The sequence below is a fragment of the Micromonospora sp. NPDC047521 genome, assembly GCF_055587305.1.
This window is the reverse complement of the sequence record NZ_JBVJGN010000006.1, coordinates 93897-109698: the sequence shown is the minus strand read 5'-3', so window position 1 is coordinate 109698 and position 15802 is coordinate 93897. Positions and strand designations below refer to the sequence as shown.

Genomic DNA, 15802 nt, shown 5'->3' with positions numbered 1-15802 from the left:
CGGTCAGGAGGCCGAGTGTCCACCGTCGTCATCAAGCGCCCGCCCCGCCGGCCGGCACCCGAGATCCCGGCCGGTGAGCTGCCGGTCGAGGCGCCGCCGGAGATTCCCGCGGTGACAGGTGGACGGTGGCAGCAGATGCTCATGCTGCTGCCGATGCTCGGCGGCACGGTGGCGATGGCCATGATGTTCGGCCGGGGCGGGGGCGCGTACTCGTACGTGGTGGGCGGCATGTTCGGGCTGTCCTCGCTGGCGATGCTGGTGACCTCCTGGGGCAGCGCCTCAGGCACCCCGAAGAAGTCCGAGATGATGGCCGCCCGACGCGAGTACCTGCGGCACCTGGCGACGCTGCGCCGACGGGTCCGGCAGACCGCCGGGCGGCAGCGGGCCGGGCTCTACTACCGGCACCCGGACCCGGGCCGGCTGTGGTCGACAGTGGACAGCCACCGGGTCTGGGAACGCCGGCCCGCCGACCCGGACTTCGCAGTGGTACGCGTCGGCGTCGGCCCGCAGACCCTGGCCACCCCGCTCGTCCCCCCGGTCACCCGGCCGCTGGAGGAGCTGGAGCCGATGACCGCCGGAGCGCTGCGCCGCTTCCTGGACGCGTACTCCGTGGTGCCGGACCTGCCGGTGGCGTTGTCGCTGCGCAGCTTCGCCCGGGTGCACGTGCGGACCGCCGGCCGGCCGGGCGGCGCTCCGGCGACCGCCGGGCCGCCGACCGGCGACCCGGCGGCGCAGGCGCTGGTCCGGGCGGTGCTGACCCAGCTGGCCGTCTTCCACGCCCCCGACGAGCTGCTCGTCGCGGTCTGCGCCGGCCCGGAACGGCGGGCCTGCTGGGAGTGGGTGAAGTGGCTCCCGCACGCCCACCACCCCGGCCGCACCGACGCGCTCGGCCCGGTACGGCTGGTCACCAGCTCCGCCGTCGAGTTGGAGCGGCTGCTGGGCGACGTGCTGGCCAGCCGGTCCCGGTTCAGTCCGGCCGGGCCGGCCACCGACGGCCCGCACGTGGTGGTGGTCCTCGACGGCGGTGACCTGACCGGCGCCACCGACCTGACCGGCGACGGCGGCATCGACGCGGTGACGGTCGTGGACCTGGACACTCCACCGCCGCGCCTGCTCGACAGGTACGCGCTGCTGCTGGAGCTGAAGGGCAGGCGGCTGCACTCGTGGTCGATCGACGGGCACGCCGAGGTGGGTACGGCCGACCAGCTCGACCCGGCCGACGCCGAGGCGGTGGCCCGGAGGTTGGCGCCGCTGCGGCTGGCCGGCGCGGTACGCGGACCGGACTCGCCGCTCCAGGCCGAGCTGGGGCTGCCCGAGCTGCTCGGCCTCGGCGACCCGGAGAGTTTCACCGCCGAGCAGGGGTGGGCGCCCCGGTCGGCGCGGGACCGACTGCGGGTGCCGATCGGGGTGGGCGTGGACGGTGGCGCCATCGAACTGGACCTCAAGGAGTCCGCCCAGGACGGGATGGGTCCGCACGGTCTGCTCATCGGGGCCACCGGTTCCGGAAAGTCCGAACTGCTCCGGACGCTGGTGCTGGGGTTGGCGGCCACGCACAGCTCGGAGCAGCTCAACTTCGTGCTCGTCGACTTCAAGGGCGGCGCCACGTTCGCGTCGTTCGACAGGTTGCCGCACACCGCCGCCGTGATCACCAACCTGGCCGACGCGCTGCCACTTGTCGACCGGATGGTCGACGCCATCAACGGCGAGCTGGTCCGCCGGCAGGAGCTGCTGCGGCGGGCCGGCAACTTCGCAAGCGTGCGCGACTACGAGCGGGCACGGGCGGCCGGCAGCCCGCTGGCCCCGCTGCCGTCGTTGCTGCTGATCTGCGACGAGTTCTCCGAGCTGCTCTCCGCCAAACCCGACTTCATCGACCTGTTCGTGCAGATCGGCCGCCTGGGCCGCTCGCTCGGTGTGCACCTCCTGCTCGCCAGCCAGCGGCTGGAGGAGGGGCGGCTGCGCGGGCTGGACACCCACCTGTCGTACCGGATCGGGTTGCGCACCTTCTCCGCGTTGGAGTCCCGCACGGTGCTCGGGGTGCCGGACGCGCACGAGCTGCCCCGGTCACCGGGGCACGGCTACCTGCGCGCGGGCACCGATCCGCTGGCCCGTTTCAAGGCCGCGTACGTGTCCGGCGCGGTCCGCCGCCGGGCCACGCCGCCCGGTGCCACGGGTGGCGGTGGCGCCCGGCTGCTCACCTTCACCACCCATGTCGTACCGGTGCCCGAACCGGCCACACCGGCCCTGCCCGCGGTGGCCGAGGACGAGACCGGCCAGGAGACGCTGCTCGACCTGCTGGTCGACCGGCTCGTCGGGCAGGGCCCACCCGCCCACCAGGTGTGGCTCCCGCCGCTCGGTGACCCTCCGGCCCTGGACGAACTGCTCGGACCGGTCGAGGTGGACCCGAGGCGCGGGCTCGTGGTGGGCAACCCGGAGCTGCACGGTGCCCTCGGGGTGCCGGTGGCCATCGTGGACAGGCCGTTGGAGCAGCGCCGGGACCTGCTCTGGCTGGCGCTTGACGGCGCGGCCGGGCACGTCGCGGTGGTCGGCGCGCCGCAGAGCGGCAAGTCAACGGTGCTGCGTACGCTGATCTGCGCGCTGGCGCTCACCCACACCCCGACCGAGGCGCAGGTCTACTGCCTCGACTTCGGCGGCGGTGGGCTGGCCGCCGTCCGCGACCTGCCGCACGTCGGCGGGGTGGCCGGGCGCGCCGACCCGACTGCGGTACGACGCACCGTAGGCGAGATGACGACACTGCTCGCCGATCGGGAACGCCGCTTCGCGGAGCTGGGAGTGGAGTCGATGGCCGCGTACCGGCAGCGGCGGGCGTCGGCGGCGACGGCCGGCCAGGCCGGGGCCGACCCGTTCGGTGACGTGTTCCTGGTGATCGACGGCTGGAGCACCGTCCGGGGCGAGTACGACGACCTGGAACCGCTTGTCACCGACCTGGCCACCCGGGGCCTGTCGTACGGGGTGCACGTCGTCGCCACCGCGCTGCGCTGGCTGGATTTCCGCCCGGCGATCCGGGACCTGTTCGGTTCCCGGCTGGAGCTGCGCCTCGGCGACCCGAGCGACTCGCTCGTGGCCCGGCGCGCCGCCGCGAACGTGCCGGAGCGCCCGGGCCGGGGGGTGACAGCGGAGAGCCTGCACTTTCTCACCGCCCTGCCCCAGCTCGCCGCGCACGGGGACACCGCAGACCTGGTCAAGCGGATCGCGGGCAGTTGGGGTGGCCCTGCGGCGCCCCGGGTGCGGCTGCTCCCGCCGGTACTGCCGTACGCCGATCTGGATCTCGCCGCGACGACCGGGCTGCGGCTGCCGATCGGCGTCGCGGAGGCGGACCTGCGCCAGGTGGTGCTGGACTTCGCCACCGAGCCGCACTTCGTGGTCTTCGGGGACGCGGAGTGCGGCAAGTCGTCGTTCCTGCGCGCGCTCGCCACCTCGATCATCACCCGGTTCACTCCCGAGCAGGCCCGGGTGATCCTCGTCGACTACCGGCGCAGCCTGCTCGGTGCCATCGAGACGCCGCACCTCATCGGGTACGGCACCGCGGCGGCGCACACGGCCGACCTGGTGGAGTCGGCCGCCGGTTATCTGGAGCGGCGGGCACCCGGCCCGGAGGTCACCCCGCAGCAGCTGCGCGACAGGTCCTGGTGGTCCGGGCCGGAGCTGTTCGTGCTTGTCGACGACTACGACCTGGTGGCGGCCGGCCCGGCGAACCCGTTGCGGGCGCTTGAGGAACATCTGCCGCACGCCCGGGACGTGGGGCTGCACCTGGTGCTGGCGCGCCGCTCGGGTGGCGCGGGCCGGGCCCAGTACGAGCCGATCGTCCAGCGGCTGCGGGAGCTGTCCACCGCCGGTCTGGTGATGGCCGGCAGCCCCGACGAGGGGGCGCTTGTCGGTCCGGTGCGACCCGGCCCGCTGCCGCCGGGCCGTGGCCGGCTGGTCACCCGCCGGGAGGGCGTACGCCTCGTTCAGCTCGCCCAACTGCCGCCACCGTGACCTGTTGGGCCGGTTCTTCCCGTGACAGGTGGGGAAACCGGTAATCTCCGATCGTCATGGTTCCGTCGGGATGAATGGCTGAGGATGTGACTGGGGTTCGGCACAGCGGTCCGGCAGCGACCCGGCGGGCGCTGCTCGGCGTGGCGGCGGTGCTCGCCGTGGCGGCCCCGACCGTCGCCACCGCACCCGTCACCGTGCCCGCCACCGGCGGTCAGCTCGCCGGCGCGCCTGTGGCGTTGGCTCCCGGCGACAGCGTGAGCCGCACCGACCAGGTCCGCGACGAGCAGTGGCAGCTCGACGAGTTGCGGGCCGAGACGGCGTGGCGCACCTCGACCGGTCGCGGCGTGACGGTGGCGGTCATCGACTCCGGAGTGGACCCCAACCACCCCGATCTGGTCGGGCAGGTGTTGCCCGGCAGGGATCTGGTGGGCGGCGCCGGGCCGGACCCGGTGGGGCACGGCACCACTGTCGCGGGCCTGATCGCCGGCCGCAAGGACGACAAGCGGGGCGTGGTCGGCCTGGCACCTGACGCCCGGATCCTGCCGGTCCGGGTGCTCGACGAACGGAACCGGTACGACGACGCCCTGATCGTCGCGCAGGGAGTCCGCTGGGCTGTCGACCACGGCGCCCGCGTGATCAATCTGTCGCTGGGCGGCAGCGGTGACAGCCCGGCCCTGGCCGCGGCCCTGGACTACGCGTTCGCCCGGGACGTGGTGGTGGTCGCCTGCACCGGCAACCTGGCGACCTCGACCGACCTGAAGGTCTGGTATCCGGCCCGCGAGCCGGGCGTCATAGCGGTCTCCGGGTTGGAGCGCAGCAGCGACAACCTGTGGTCCGGGTCGATCACGGGCCGGGCGACGGCTCTCACCGCGCCCGCCAACGGCCTGGTCGGCGCCCGTCCACCGAGCGGGTACTGGCGGGTGCAGGGCACCAGTTTCGCCGCGCCGCTGGTGGCCGCCACGGCAGCGCTGGTCCGGTCGCACTACCCGCAGATGTCCGCGGGCGAGGTGGTCAACCGGCTGCTGGTCACCGCCCGCGACATCGGGCCGACCGGCCGGGACGACCGCTTCGGGTACGGGGTGGTGGATCCGGTCGCCGCGCTTACCGCGCAGGTGCCGCCGGTGACCGCGAACCCGTTGGACGACCAGACGTCACCGGGTGTGGTCGGTTTCGGTCCGGCCCCGGGCTCCGCCGACGACAGTCCGGTCGCCGGTGCGGGCAGTGACCCGCTCGGTCTCACCGCCCCGCGCAACGAGACCCGGTGGACGGCCCGCGCCGCGGGCTCGCAGGACGACTCGGCGCCCGAGCAGGTGTGGGTCGGCGCGGTGCTCTTCGTCGCCCTGGCGACGGGAGCGGCGATGATGGTGCGCCGGTTCCGGCAACGGGTGCGCTGAGCGGGTGCTCGGGCTCTGGTAGGCCTGAGCGGCGGGCGAGTGGGGTAGAACCGTCGCCATGAGCTCGCCCGGCCCAGACGCCCTCGCCACCGACCGTCCGTCCTGGCAGCGCCGCCGTCTCGACCCGGATCACTCGCTGGGATTGCGACTGACCCTGGCCGTGACGGCGGCGTTCCTGGTGCTGGTGCCGTTCTCGCTGCTGGCGTTGCTGGTGCTCGGCGCGTGGGCGCCCCTGCACCGACTGGACATGTCGGTCACCGACGCGCTGCACGGCTACGCGGTCGACCACCCGGCCTGGGTCATGGTGATGCGGGTCTGGAGTGAGGTGTTCGCGCCCATGCCGCTGCGGGTCGCCGCCCTGCTCCTGGTGATCTGGCTGCTGCGCCGCAAGGCTCGTCGACTGGCCGCCTGGACGGCCACGACCATGGTGGTCGGTGGGTTGATGGGTCCCCTGCTCAAGCTGCTCGTCGGCCGGGACCGGCCGGAGCTGCTCGACCCGGTGGCACGGGCCGCCGGCTACTCGTTCCCCTCCGGGCACGCGCTGAACGCCACCCTGGCCGCCGGGGTGCTGCTGCTGGTCTTCCTGCCGTACGCCAGGCGCTGCGCGTGGCGGGTCGTGTTGTGGGTCGTCGCGGTGCTGCTCACAGTGGTGACCGGCCTGAGCAGGGCGGCGCTGGGTGTGCACTTCACAAGCGACGTGATCGGCGGTTGGCTGCTCGGCGCGGCGGTGGTCGCGGCGACCGCGGCCGCGTTCACCAGTTGGCGGGCGCACGCCGGTCTGCGGCCGGTCCGACCGGCACGCGACGGCATCGCTCCCGAGGTCGAGCGGCACCCGGACGCGACCTGAGGCGTGCCGACGACGTCGATCGGGTACTTGCCGGCCCATGTCCGACACCGTGGTCCAGATTGTCCGGCGGGTGCTGCTGCCGGTCTCCCTCCTGCTCGGCGTCATGGTGCTGCTGGGGGTGCTCGTCACCCGGGTGTTCGCCGACACCTGGCCGTTCACCGCCGAGGACGCGGTGAACAGGGAGTTGGCCGCCGACCGCACCGGCGGCTGGAACGACGTCTCGCTGGTGTTCAGCACGTTGGCCAGCACCCAGATGATCGTCGTGGTCACCGTGCTGGTGGCGCTGGCGCTGCGGCTCTGGCTCAAGCGCTGGCGGGAACCGTTGTTCCTGTGCGCGGCGGTGACCGCCCAGGCGCTGGTGTTCCTGCTGACCACGCTGGCGATCGACAGGCGGCGGCCCGCTGTGGAGCATATGGACGTCTCGCCGCCCACCTCGAGCTTCCCGTCCGGGCACACCTCGGCCGCGGTGGCGCTCTACGTGGGCATCGCCGTGCTGATGGCGCTGCGGGCGCGCAGCACCGGCGCGAAGGTCGCCTGGTGGACCCTGCTGCTTGTGGTGCCGATCGGCGTGGCGCTGACCCGCATGTACCGGGGCATGCACCACCCGAGCGACGTGGTGGCGTCGTTCATCAACGGTGGCACCTGCGTCGTGATCATGGCTCGTGCGGTGCTGGACCGGGGGCTGCGGTGGGGACGGGCGAAGCTGCCGGTGGCCGCGCCGGCGCGGACCTGACCCGGGACGACGCTCAGGTGCACTCGCCGGTGCCGACGCCCCTGGTGCGTTCGGCGCCGGCCAGTGCCACCGGGCGGGCCTCGGCGGCGGTCACCGCGAAGCCGGTGTTCGGGTCGTCGGCGGCCGCCGCGAAGATCACGCCGAGCACCAGACCGTTGGCGGAGACCAGCGGACCGCCGGAGTTTCCGCTGCGCACCAGCGCCCGGATCGTGTAGATCTCCCGGGTGACGTCACCTGAGGAGTAGATGTCCGGCCCGGTGATCCGGTCCACGTCCCGGACCCGCGCCGACTGCGCGTTGTACGGGCCGTCGAGGGGGAAGCCGAGCACTATCGCGTCGGAGCCGCTGCCCGCGTTGCCTGCCGCGAAGCGCAGTGACGGACCGGGCATCCCGGGCACGTGCAGCACGGCCAGGTCGCGGTCCGGGTCGTACACGACCACCTGGCCGTCGTACCGCTCGCCGCCCAGCTCCACGGACACCGATCGGGTGCCGGCCACCACGTGCGCGTTTGTCATCACCCGGTCGTCGGCGTACACGAAACCGGAGCCCTCGATGCGGCGCGAGCAGCTGGGCGCGGAGCCCAGCACCTTGACCACCGACCGCTGCCCGTTGACCACGACCTGGGAACCGGCCAACGCGGGGTCGGGTGGCTCGACCTGCCGGGCCCGGGTGGGCGCGAGGTCGCCGAAGACGTCCGGGAAGCCGTTGGTGTCGACGGTGTCCCGCAGAGCGGTGGAGAGCTGCTGGGCCTGGTCCGGCAGCACCCGGTCGACAACGGTGATGAGCGCGCTGTTGCGGACCGAGGCGGCCAGCCAGGGCAGTGAGGACGACCCGAGCGGCACGGCGACGAGCCACGCCACAAGCAGCACCGCGAACAGCGACACGAACGCCCCGCCGACGTCGTCGACCCGCTTGCCCACCTCACTGGTGATCGTCTTACGCAGGTGTGAGCCGAGCCAGCCGGCCAACGCCTGACCGAGCACCGCCAGCCCGAACACCGCCACCAGCGAGATCAGCACCCGGGTGCCGCTGTCCACGAATTGTCGGGCCAGCAGCGGCCCGAGCTGGAGGCCCAGCAGGGCGCCCAGGAAGAAGCCGGAGAACGACAGGATTCCGATGACGAAGCCCTGGCGGTATCCGCTGATCGCGAACACGAGCATGAGCAGCAACAGGACGAGATCCACGGCGGACACGGGTCAAGCGTACGGGCAGGACGCCCGCGAGATGACCATCGCTTGCGGAAGGTGACCGCGTGGTCAGCGCAGGGCCTTCTCGTCGATCTCGTCGGTGCCGGCCGACGGTGCCGGGGTCTCCCCCGTCGGCGGCAGCTCGATCACCCGGTCGCGCGACCACGGACGCGCCCAGCCGCCCATCTCCAGCAGGGCCGCCAGCACCCCGGCTGTGAAACCCCAGACGAGCATGCCGCGCGCCGAGAACGCCGGCCCGATCCAGCCGCTGCGGTGACGGACCAGCAGCCGGTTGGCCGGGTCGACGAGCTCGCTGACCGGCAGTCTCGCCACGTGTGCCACCTCGGCCGGTTCCCGGGGATGCACCGGGTGCGGGTCGTGCCACCAGGCCAGGACGGGGGTGACCACGAAGTCGCTCACCGGGATCCACAGTTTCGGCAGCTCAGCCAGCACCGTCACGCTGGACGGGTCGAGGCCGACCTCCTCGTTCGCCTCGCGCAGCGCTGTCGCGCGGACGTCGGCGTCCTCCGGGTCGGCCGCCCCACCGGGGAAGGCCGGCTGGCCGGCGTGGTTGCGCAGCGTGGCGGCGCGTTGCAGCACCAGCACGTCCGGGCCGACGTCTGGCTGCTCACCGAGCAGCACCAGCACGGCGCTCTCCCGGCCACCCTCGGCAGGTGTGGTCAGCCGGGTGAAGTCCTCGGCGCGGGCCGTGCCCAGCCGGGTCAGCAACGGCTCGGTCCAGTCGGGCGGTCTGCGGGTCATGCCGACACTGCCAGGCCGAGATGCTGGCGGACCAGCTTGGCGAGCTGGGTGTCGTCGAGCGCGCCGGTGGCGTCGACGTGCCGGATCCGGCCCTGCGCGTCGACGAAGAGGGTGAGCGGGATGGCGTTGCGCTCCAGAGCCCGCTGCAACGCCTCACCCTGGTCGACGAGGATCGGGAACCGTACGCCGTAGTCCTCGCCGATGGACTGGGCGCCGCCACGGCTGTCCCGGCTGTTCACCCCGATCACCTGGAGCTGACCTGCCGCGCGTTCGCTGAGCCGCTGGAAGGCGGGCAGCTCCTTGCGGCACGGCGGGCACCACGACGCCCAGATGTTGATCACGGCCGGGCCGGCGACGGACCGCAGCGCGACAGGTGCACCGCCGGTGAAGCAGGCAAGGGTCAGCTCCGGCAGGGCCTCCCCGCCGGGAGTCGTCGACGTGCCCGACCCGGGCGTGGCGGCGCCGGGCGACGCCGCGGTGGGCGGGGTGTCGAGCGTGGCGCAGTCCCGGAACGGCGACGGCCGCTCCGGTGCCGCGCGCCGGGGTGCGGGGTCGTCGGACGGGCCGGCCGTGCAACCGGCGACGGCCAGCAGCAGCGGCAGGACGAGCAGGGCGAGACGCCTGTTCACGGCACCTCCGCGGCGACCGCCTGGGCGGGCACCAGCTCCGGGTCGACCCCGGCGGCCACCGCCAGGTCACGCGCCCGGGGGCCCTTGAGCAGCTTCACGGCGACTGTCGGCTCGGTCGGGCCGGTGCCGTAGGAGGGGCAGAGCTTCGCCAGCGTGCACGCACCGCAGGCGGGCTTACGGGCGTGGCAGACCCGTCGCCCGTGGAAGATGATCCGGTGCGACAGCATGGTCCAGTCGCGCTTGTCGTACAGCGCGCCGATCGCGTGCTCGATCTTGACCGGGTCGGTCTCGGTGGTCAGCCGCCACCTGTGGACCAGCCGCTGGAAGTGCGTGTCGACAGTGATGCCCGGCACGTCGAAGGCATTGCCGAGGATGACGTTCGCGGTCTTGCGGCCGATCCCGGGGAGCGTCACCAGGTCGACGAGCCGGCCGGGAACCCGGCCGTCGTACCTGTCGAGGAGGGCCTGACCGAGCTTGAGCAGCGAGTCGGTCTTGTTGCGGTAGAAGCCGGTGGGCCGGATCAGCTCCTCCATCTCGCCCCGGTCCGCGCCGGCGTAAGCGGCCGCGGTCGGGTAGCGGGCGAAGAGCTTCGGGGTGACCTCGTTGACCTTCTTGTCGGTGCACTGGGCGGAGAGGATGGTGGCGACGGCCAGCTCCAGCGCGTTGGAGTGGTCCAGTTCACAGTGCGCGTCGGGATGCGTCTCGGCCAGCACCCGGCCGATCTTGCGGGCACGGCGTTTGCGCCCGAGGTCGGTCTCGCTGGCACCGGGAGGGCTACTGGTCACGACGGTCAGCCTACGTCGCGCCCCGGACGTTCCTGCTCGGGTCAACCCGCCGTCGGCGCGCTGATCCTGCCCTGCCCGTCGAACCGGGCGCCGCCCTTGGGGAAGTCGGTGCGGCTCAGCTCGGTGACCAGGCCCAGACCACGGTCGTCCGGGTCCATCGTCGGCTTGCCCGCCGAGTTCATGTACGTCGAGGTGAACGAGCCGCCGGCCCAGCTTCCGTCCGGCTTGAGCGACACCTTGAGCACGCCGCCCCAGCCGAGCCGGCCGGTGTTGCTCAGCGAGTTGCCGCCGCCGGCGAAGTTGCCCAGGCTGTACGCGATCAGCCGCCCCTGGTAGAACTCCATCCCGCGCAGCACGTGCGGCCCGTGGCCGACGATCAGGTCGGCGCCCGCGTCGATCATGGCGTGGGAGAACTTGACCGGGTCGCCCCGGTTCTCGCCCAGGAACATCTCGGTGCCCGGCTTCACCCGGGTCTTGTCCGCGCCCTCGCCACCCATGTGCACCTGCACCACCACGAGGTCGGCGAGGGTGGCCGCCTTGGCGACCACCGCCTTGGCGGCGGCGATGTCGACGAGGCTGTTCGACCAGACGTACGACGAGAAGCCTGCCACGGCCACCTTGACGCCCTTGACGTCGACCACGGTGATCTGGTTCGGCGCCCCGGTGTGCTCCAGGTCGTACTTCTCCAGGGCCTTGCGGGTGTTCTCGTAGCCCTTGGGGCCGTAGTCGTAGCCGTGGTTGTTGGCCTGGTTGAGCACGTCGAAGCCGGCGTCGCGCAGGTGCGCCGCGTACTCCGGGGGTGCCCGGAACTGGAAGCAACGGGTGGAGTTGGCCCCGCACTTGCCGGTGCCCGTGTCCACCGTCAGCGGCTCCTCCAGGTTGCCCATCACCAGGTCGGCCTTGAGGGCCTCGGCGACCGAGGTGAAGAAGCCCTTGCCGCCGGCCGCGGGCAGTCGGCTCGGCGCGTTGCCCATGATGATGTCGCCGGTGGCCGAGAGCGAGATCGCACCGCCGGCCGTGGCGTCGCCGCCGGCCTTCGGCCCGGCCGTGGTCACCGGCGCGCCGGTGCCACCGCCACCGGCACCCGGCTGCCAGACCGGCCCCTCACCACCGCCGGGGTCGGCGCAGCCGGCGACGAGCAGGGCGGCCAGCAGCGCGGCGAGGCCGAGGGCGACGCGGCGACGCGGGCGGGACGCGAGGGGGGCGGGAGCATACATCGCCCGCGACCCTACCGGCCGGCAAACGCGCCGACGAGAGCCGATCGGGTGGAACTTCAGCCGGTGAGCTGCTCGGACCAGGGAACGACAGGCCTGTCGCCGCCGGCGAGCACCGCCGCGTGCACCGCGCGGGCCAGCGGGGCGCCCCAGGCGGAGCGCGGTCCGCCGTACGCGGCCTCCGGCCCGTCCACCGGGCAGAGCACTGTGACCGAGTCGGTAGGGGTGCCGGTGCCCGGCAACCCCAGCTCCATGATCGCCTGGGCTTTCGCCTCGGTCGCGGTGGCCACCGCGTTGACAAGCGCCGGGTCGGCGAGCCGGGCCGGCACGTACACCACGATGTTGACCGTGCCGACGGGCTGCGCGAGCGCGGCCGGGGTCGGAGCGGCGGCGAGCACCGGGATGCCGAGACCGACAGTCGCCCAGGCCCGCACGCCGGTGTCGGTGCGGCCCACCACCTCGGCCACGTCGACGCCGGTCAGCAGGCCCACCCCGGGCCCGTCGAGGGCCAGGTCCGCGGCGAGCGCGGCCAGGTGGGCGGCCGGGTCGTCCCGGTCGTACGACATCGGTACGGTGGCGTTCAGGACCCAGCGCCGGAGGCCTATTCCACCGCCGAGCGGGCCGCTGCTGACCGCCCGCAATGGCACGTCGGCGCGCCAGACGAGCAGCGGGACGCGCCGCCCGTCCTCGGTGCGACTGGTCAGAGTTGGCTCGCTCAGCACGTCGGGCAGGTTACGCCTACCGATCAAGATTCCAGGGCCGACCTCTGATTCGTGCTCACGTGCGCCTAGACTTGGCGGCGCGCGAGGGGATCAGCGGACGGCGGACCCGGCCGACGGACGGCACGCGTAACCGGAGGTGCGCGATGGATGAGGTACTGGCCCGCAGCGGGATCTTCCAGGGTGTCGACCCGGAAGCTGCCGAGGCGCTTGCCAAGGAGATGGAGACGATCGAGGTCCGCAAGGGCGAGGTCGTCTTCAATGAGGGCGAGCCCGGCGACAGTCTCTATATCCTGCTGTCCGGGAAGATCAAGGTTGGTCGCCGCGCCGCGGACGGCCGGCAGAACCTGATCGCGGTGATGGGCCCGTCGGACATGGTCGGTGAGCTGTCGCTCTTCGACCCGGGTCCGCGTACGGCCACCGCCACCGCGGTGACGGACACCCGGCTGGTGCGACTGCGCAAGCAGGCGCTGCGGCCGTGGCTGAACAACCGCCCGGAGATCGCCGAGCAGCTGCTCCGCGTGCTCGCCCGGCGGCTGCGCCGGACCAACGACTCGCTCGCCGACCTGATCTTCACGGACGTGCCGGGTCGGGTCGCGAAGAACCTGCTCCAGATGGCCGGTCGCTTCGGCACCCGCGACGGCGGTGTCCTGCGGGTCACCCACGACCTGACCCAGGAGGAGATCGCCCAGCTCGTCGGCGCCTCCCGCGAGACGGTGAACAAGGCGCTCGCCGACTTCGCCTCGCGCGGATGGCTGCGGCTGGACGGCAAGAGCATCATCATCCTCGACCCGGAGCGCCTGGCCCGCCGCGCCCGCGTCTGAGACAGCGGTACGGTCCGTCCCCGCCTCCCGTCACCGACGGAGGGCGGGGACGTTTCGTCTGCCCGGCGCAGAAATGCTGGCTCGGGGCGGCCGAGGCGGTGAGGGTAGGGCCATGGTGAACAGCGTTGCGGTGCTCTCCGACATCCACGGTGTGCTGCCCGCTCTGGAGGCCGTACTTGCGGAGCCGGACGTCGCCGCCGCCGACCTGATCGTGCTGACCGGCGACATCGCGGCCGGTCCGCAGCCGGTCGAGGTGCTGGATGTGCTCGCCGACCTGGGTGACCGGGTCCGCTGGGTGGGCGGCAACTGCGAACGTGAGCTGATCGACGCGCGGGCCGGCCGGCTCGCCGCTTTCGAGGTGTCCAACTGGGCCGGCGGGCAGCTTCGCGAGGACCAGGTGGCCCGACTGGCCGCGCTGCCCGCGACGGTGACGCTGGAGATCGACGGGCTCGGGCCGACGCTGTTCTGCCACGCGACGCCCCGCGACGACGAGGAGGTCGTCCTCGTCGACTCGCGGATGGCGCGATGGGCGGAGGTGTTCGACGGTCTCCCCGCCGAGGTCTCCATGGTGGTCTGCGGCCACACGCACATGCCCTTCACCCGGCTTGTCGACAGGCGCCTGGTGGTCAACCCGGGCAGCGTCGGCATGCCGTACGGGGGCACGGGCGCGTGGTGGGCTCTGCTCGGGCCGGGTGTGCAGCTGCGCCGTACCCATTTCGACGTGGACGCGGCGTGCGCCCGGGTGGCGGCGGAGTCGGCCTTCCCAGATGCCGCCGCCTGGGCCGACGAGTACCTGCGCTCGCAGCACAGCGACGCCGACGCCCTCGCCGTCTTCGGCCCGCGCGACGGTCGCTGACCCACCCGCCCGGTGCCGCACACGGCCCTAGACGTGCAGACGGCCTCGGCTGGCCGCTCAGCCGACGCCGCCGAATCAGCTGAGGCCTGAGGACCTTCTCTGCTGCCTGTCGAGCTGCCCCAGATCTGGGCCAGGCCAAGTATCGCCGCTGCCCCACTCGTGGGGCAGCTCGACAGGGCCCGGGAGTGGCAGATGCGCACTGTCGTTGCCCCACTTGCGGGGCAGCTCGACAGGGGTTGTGGAGGGCACCCGAGGTCGGCTCGATCCGAGCACGATCACCGAGCCGGCCATAAAAAGTCAGTCTTGACTGTTTGTTTCGGAGGCCGCAGGCTGTTGCCGTGTCCGCCGCATCAACATCTGCCACCGCCACGTCTGCCGGCGCGACGCGCGTCCCTCAGCAGGAGCGCAGCCGCGCCACCCAGGCCCGGCTGCTGGAGGCGACAGTCGACTGCCTGGTGGAGCACGGCTGGTCCGGCACCACCACCACAGTGGTCGCCGCCCGGGCCGGTGTCTCGCGGGGCGCCCAGTTGCACCACTACCCGACGAAGGCGGCGCTGGTGACGGCCGCCGTGGCCCACCTCGCCGAGCGACGGGCCGACGAGCTGCGCACCGAGGCCGAGGCGCTGCCGGCCGGCCCGCAACGGTTGGACCGGGTGGTCGACCTGCTCGGGGCGGCGTTCACCGGGCCGCTCTTCGTGGCCGCGCTCGAGCTCTGGGTCGCCGCCCGCACCGATCGGGAGCTCCGGGACGCTCTGGTGCCACTGGAGGCGACAGTCGGCCGGGAGATGCACCGCCTCACCGTCTCCCTGCTCGATGTCGACGAGCGCCGACCCGGCGTCCGCGAGGCGGTGCAGGCGACCCTCGACCTCCTGCGCGGGCTCGGGGTGGCCAACCTGCTCAGCGACGACTCGGCCCGCCGCACCGCCCTGCTGACCACCTGGAAGCGGCAACTCGCCACCCTGCTCACGCCCTGACCGCCGGCCGCACCGGCCCCACCCACCGGAGGCACCATGGTCGACCTCACCGACCTGCTCACGGACCTGGCCGACGAGTCCGCCGACCTCGACGCCCTGGTGGCCCCGCTACCCGCGACCGACTGGGCCCGGCCGACCCCGGCGGCGGGTTGGAGCATCGGGCACCAGATCGCCCACCTCGCCTGGACCGACCACGTGGCGCTGCTCTCCGCCACCGACGCGGAGGCGTTCTACGCGACGGTGACCTCCGCACCGGACGTGACCCGGATGGTGGACGCGGGTGCGGAGGAGTTCCTGGCACCCCCAGCCGAGCTGCTCGCCCGCTGGCGCGCCGGGCGGGCGGCACTCGTCGACGCCCTGGCCGCCGTCCCGGCCGGAACGAAGCTGCCCTGGTACGGCACCCGGATGTCGCCCGCCTCGATGGCCACGGCCCGGCTCATGGAGACCTGGGCACACGGTGAGGACGTGGCCGACACGCTCGGCGTCGTCCGCCCCACCACCGACCGGCTCCGGCACGTGGCGCACCTGGGTGTGCGTACCCTCGGGCACGGTTTCGCCGCCCACGGCCGGGAGGCGCCCACGACGCTGGTCCGAGTCGAGCTGATCGCGCCCGACGGCGACACGTGGACCTGGGGGCCGGTGGACGCCGCCGACCGGGTGAGCGGGCCGGCCCGGGACTTCTGCCTGCTGGTCACCCAGCGCCGCCACCGCGCGGACCTCGCCCTGCTGGCCACCGGCCCGGTCGCCGACGAGTGGCTCGACGTGGCGCAGGCCTTCGCCGGGCCGCCGGGCGACGGCCGCGAGCCGACCAGCGCGAACGGGGTACGGGCGTGATCCGCATCGGCAACGCCTCCGGCTTCTACGGCGACCGGTTCACCGCCTG

Annotated in this window: 14 protein-coding genes; 8 read left to right on the top strand and 6 right to left on the bottom strand. The window is 73.2% G+C overall.

Translation table 11 applies throughout. The features are described 5' to 3' along the window. The first annotated feature begins 15 nt into the window (after positions 1-15). The 4 genes from eccCa (at position 16) to ACZ6N8_RS15550 (ending at position 6970) form a co-directional block, all read left to right on the top strand. The gene (eccCa, locus tag ACZ6N8_RS15565; RefSeq protein WP_466010510.1) at positions 16-3996 is read left to right on the top strand and encodes a type VII secretion protein EccCa; all 3981 of its coding nucleotides are present in this window, start codon (positions 16-18) and stop codon (positions 3994-3996) included. Positions 3997-4070: 74 nt separating this feature from the next. Further along, positions 4071-5390 (top strand): type VII secretion-associated serine protease mycosin, encoded by a 1320-nt coding sequence (gene mycP / locus ACZ6N8_RS15560; protein WP_466010508.1) that lies wholly within the window; start codon positions 4071-4073, stop codon positions 5388-5390. A gap of 58 nt (positions 5391-5448) precedes the next feature. After that, positions 5449-6237, top strand: coding sequence for a phosphatase PAP2 family protein (locus ACZ6N8_RS15555; protein ID WP_466010506.1), 789 nt, complete (start codon positions 5449-5451; stop codon positions 6235-6237). A 37-nt stretch (positions 6238-6274) separates the two neighbouring features. Continuing rightward, on the top strand, positions 6275-6970 hold the full coding sequence (locus ACZ6N8_RS15550) for a phosphatase PAP2 family protein (protein ID WP_466010505.1): 696 nt from the start codon (positions 6275-6277) through the stop codon (positions 6968-6970). Positions 6971-6983: 13 nt separating this feature from the next. Here ACZ6N8_RS15550 and ACZ6N8_RS15545 read toward each other — a convergent pair whose 3' ends face one another. From ACZ6N8_RS15545 to ACZ6N8_RS15520, 6 genes are all read right to left on the bottom strand, one after another. Continuing rightward, complete coding sequence (locus ACZ6N8_RS15545) at positions 6984-8162, bottom strand: MarP family serine protease (RefSeq protein ID WP_466010503.1); 1179 nt, start codon at positions 8160-8162, stop codon at positions 6984-6986. A gap of 63 nt (positions 8163-8225) precedes the next feature. Continuing rightward, positions 8226-8918: an NUDIX hydrolase gene (locus ACZ6N8_RS15540; RefSeq protein WP_466010501.1), complete on the bottom strand. Its 693-nt coding sequence runs from the start codon at positions 8916-8918 to the stop codon at positions 8226-8228. Beyond that, the gene (locus ACZ6N8_RS15535) at positions 8915-9547 is read right to left on the bottom strand and encodes a TlpA family protein disulfide reductase (protein ID WP_466010499.1); all 633 of its coding nucleotides are present in this window, start codon (positions 9545-9547) and stop codon (positions 8915-8917) included. The genes ACZ6N8_RS15540 and ACZ6N8_RS15535 overlap by 4 nt, the downstream gene beginning before the upstream one ends. Continuing rightward, positions 9544-10332, bottom strand: coding sequence for an endonuclease III (gene nth, locus ACZ6N8_RS15530; RefSeq protein ID WP_387114631.1), 789 nt, complete (start codon positions 10330-10332; stop codon positions 9544-9546). The genes ACZ6N8_RS15535 and nth overlap by 4 nt, the downstream gene beginning before the upstream one ends. A gap of 41 nt (positions 10333-10373) precedes the next feature. Continuing rightward, positions 10374-11549: a CapA family protein gene (locus ACZ6N8_RS15525; protein ID WP_466010497.1), complete on the bottom strand. Its 1176-nt coding sequence runs from the start codon at positions 11547-11549 to the stop codon at positions 10374-10376. Positions 11550-11605: 56 nt separating this feature from the next. Next, positions 11606-12268 carry an adenosylcobinamide amidohydrolase gene (locus ACZ6N8_RS15520; protein ID WP_466010495.1) on the bottom strand — a complete coding sequence of 221 codons (663 nt, stop codon included), beginning with the start codon at positions 12266-12268 and terminating at the stop codon, positions 11606-11608. Positions 12269-12411: 143 nt separating this feature from the next. Between ACZ6N8_RS15520 and ACZ6N8_RS15515 the strand changes: the two genes are divergently transcribed. From ACZ6N8_RS15515 to ACZ6N8_RS15500, 4 genes are all read left to right on the top strand, one after another. Further along, the gene (locus ACZ6N8_RS15515; RefSeq protein ID WP_007073398.1) at positions 12412-13089 is read left to right on the top strand and encodes a Crp/Fnr family transcriptional regulator; all 678 of its coding nucleotides are present in this window, start codon (positions 12412-12414) and stop codon (positions 13087-13089) included. Between the two features lie 112 nt (positions 13090-13201). After that, a complete protein-coding gene (locus tag ACZ6N8_RS15510) occupies positions 13202-13945 on the top strand; it encodes a metallophosphoesterase family protein (RefSeq protein ID WP_466010494.1) in 744 nt (247 codons plus the stop codon). Between the two features lie 338 nt (positions 13946-14283). Continuing rightward, positions 14284-14919, top strand: a complete 636-nt coding sequence (locus ACZ6N8_RS15505; protein ID WP_466010493.1) for a TetR/AcrR family transcriptional regulator — start codon at positions 14284-14286, stop codon at positions 14917-14919. A 36-nt stretch (positions 14920-14955) separates the two neighbouring features. Next, entirely contained in the window at positions 14956-15753 is a 798-nt protein-coding gene (locus ACZ6N8_RS15500; protein ID WP_466010492.1) for a TIGR03084 family metal-binding protein, read from the top strand. Positions 15754-15802: the final 49 nt, after the last annotated feature.

Bases quoted from the DNA above. Each gene is read 5' to 3' on its own strand.
- mycP (WP_466010508.1), top strand. From the start codon at position 4,071: ATGGCTGAGGATGTGACTGGGGTTCGGCACAGCGGTCCGGCAGCGACC.
- ACZ6N8_RS15555 (WP_466010506.1), top strand. From the start codon at position 5,449: ATGAGCTCGCCCGGCCCAGACGCCCTCGCCACCGACCGTCCGTCCTGG.
- ACZ6N8_RS15550 (WP_466010505.1), top strand. From the start codon at position 6,275: ATGTCCGACACCGTGGTCCAGATTGTCCGGCGGGTGCTGCTGCCGGTC.
- ACZ6N8_RS15540 (WP_466010501.1), bottom strand. From the start codon at position 8,918: ATGACCCGCAGACCGCCCGACTGGACCGAGCCGTTGCTGACCCGGCTG.
- ACZ6N8_RS15525 (WP_466010497.1), bottom strand. From the start codon at position 11,549: ATGTATGCTCCCGCCCCCCTCGCGTCCCGCCCGCGTCGCCGCGTCGCC.
- ACZ6N8_RS15515 (WP_007073398.1), top strand. From the start codon at position 12,412: ATGGATGAGGTACTGGCCCGCAGCGGGATCTTCCAGGGTGTCGACCCG.
- ACZ6N8_RS15510 (WP_466010494.1), top strand. From the start codon at position 13,202: ATGGTGAACAGCGTTGCGGTGCTCTCCGACATCCACGGTGTGCTGCCC.
- ACZ6N8_RS15500 (WP_466010492.1), top strand. From the start codon at position 14,956: ATGGTCGACCTCACCGACCTGCTCACGGACCTGGCCGACGAGTCCGCC.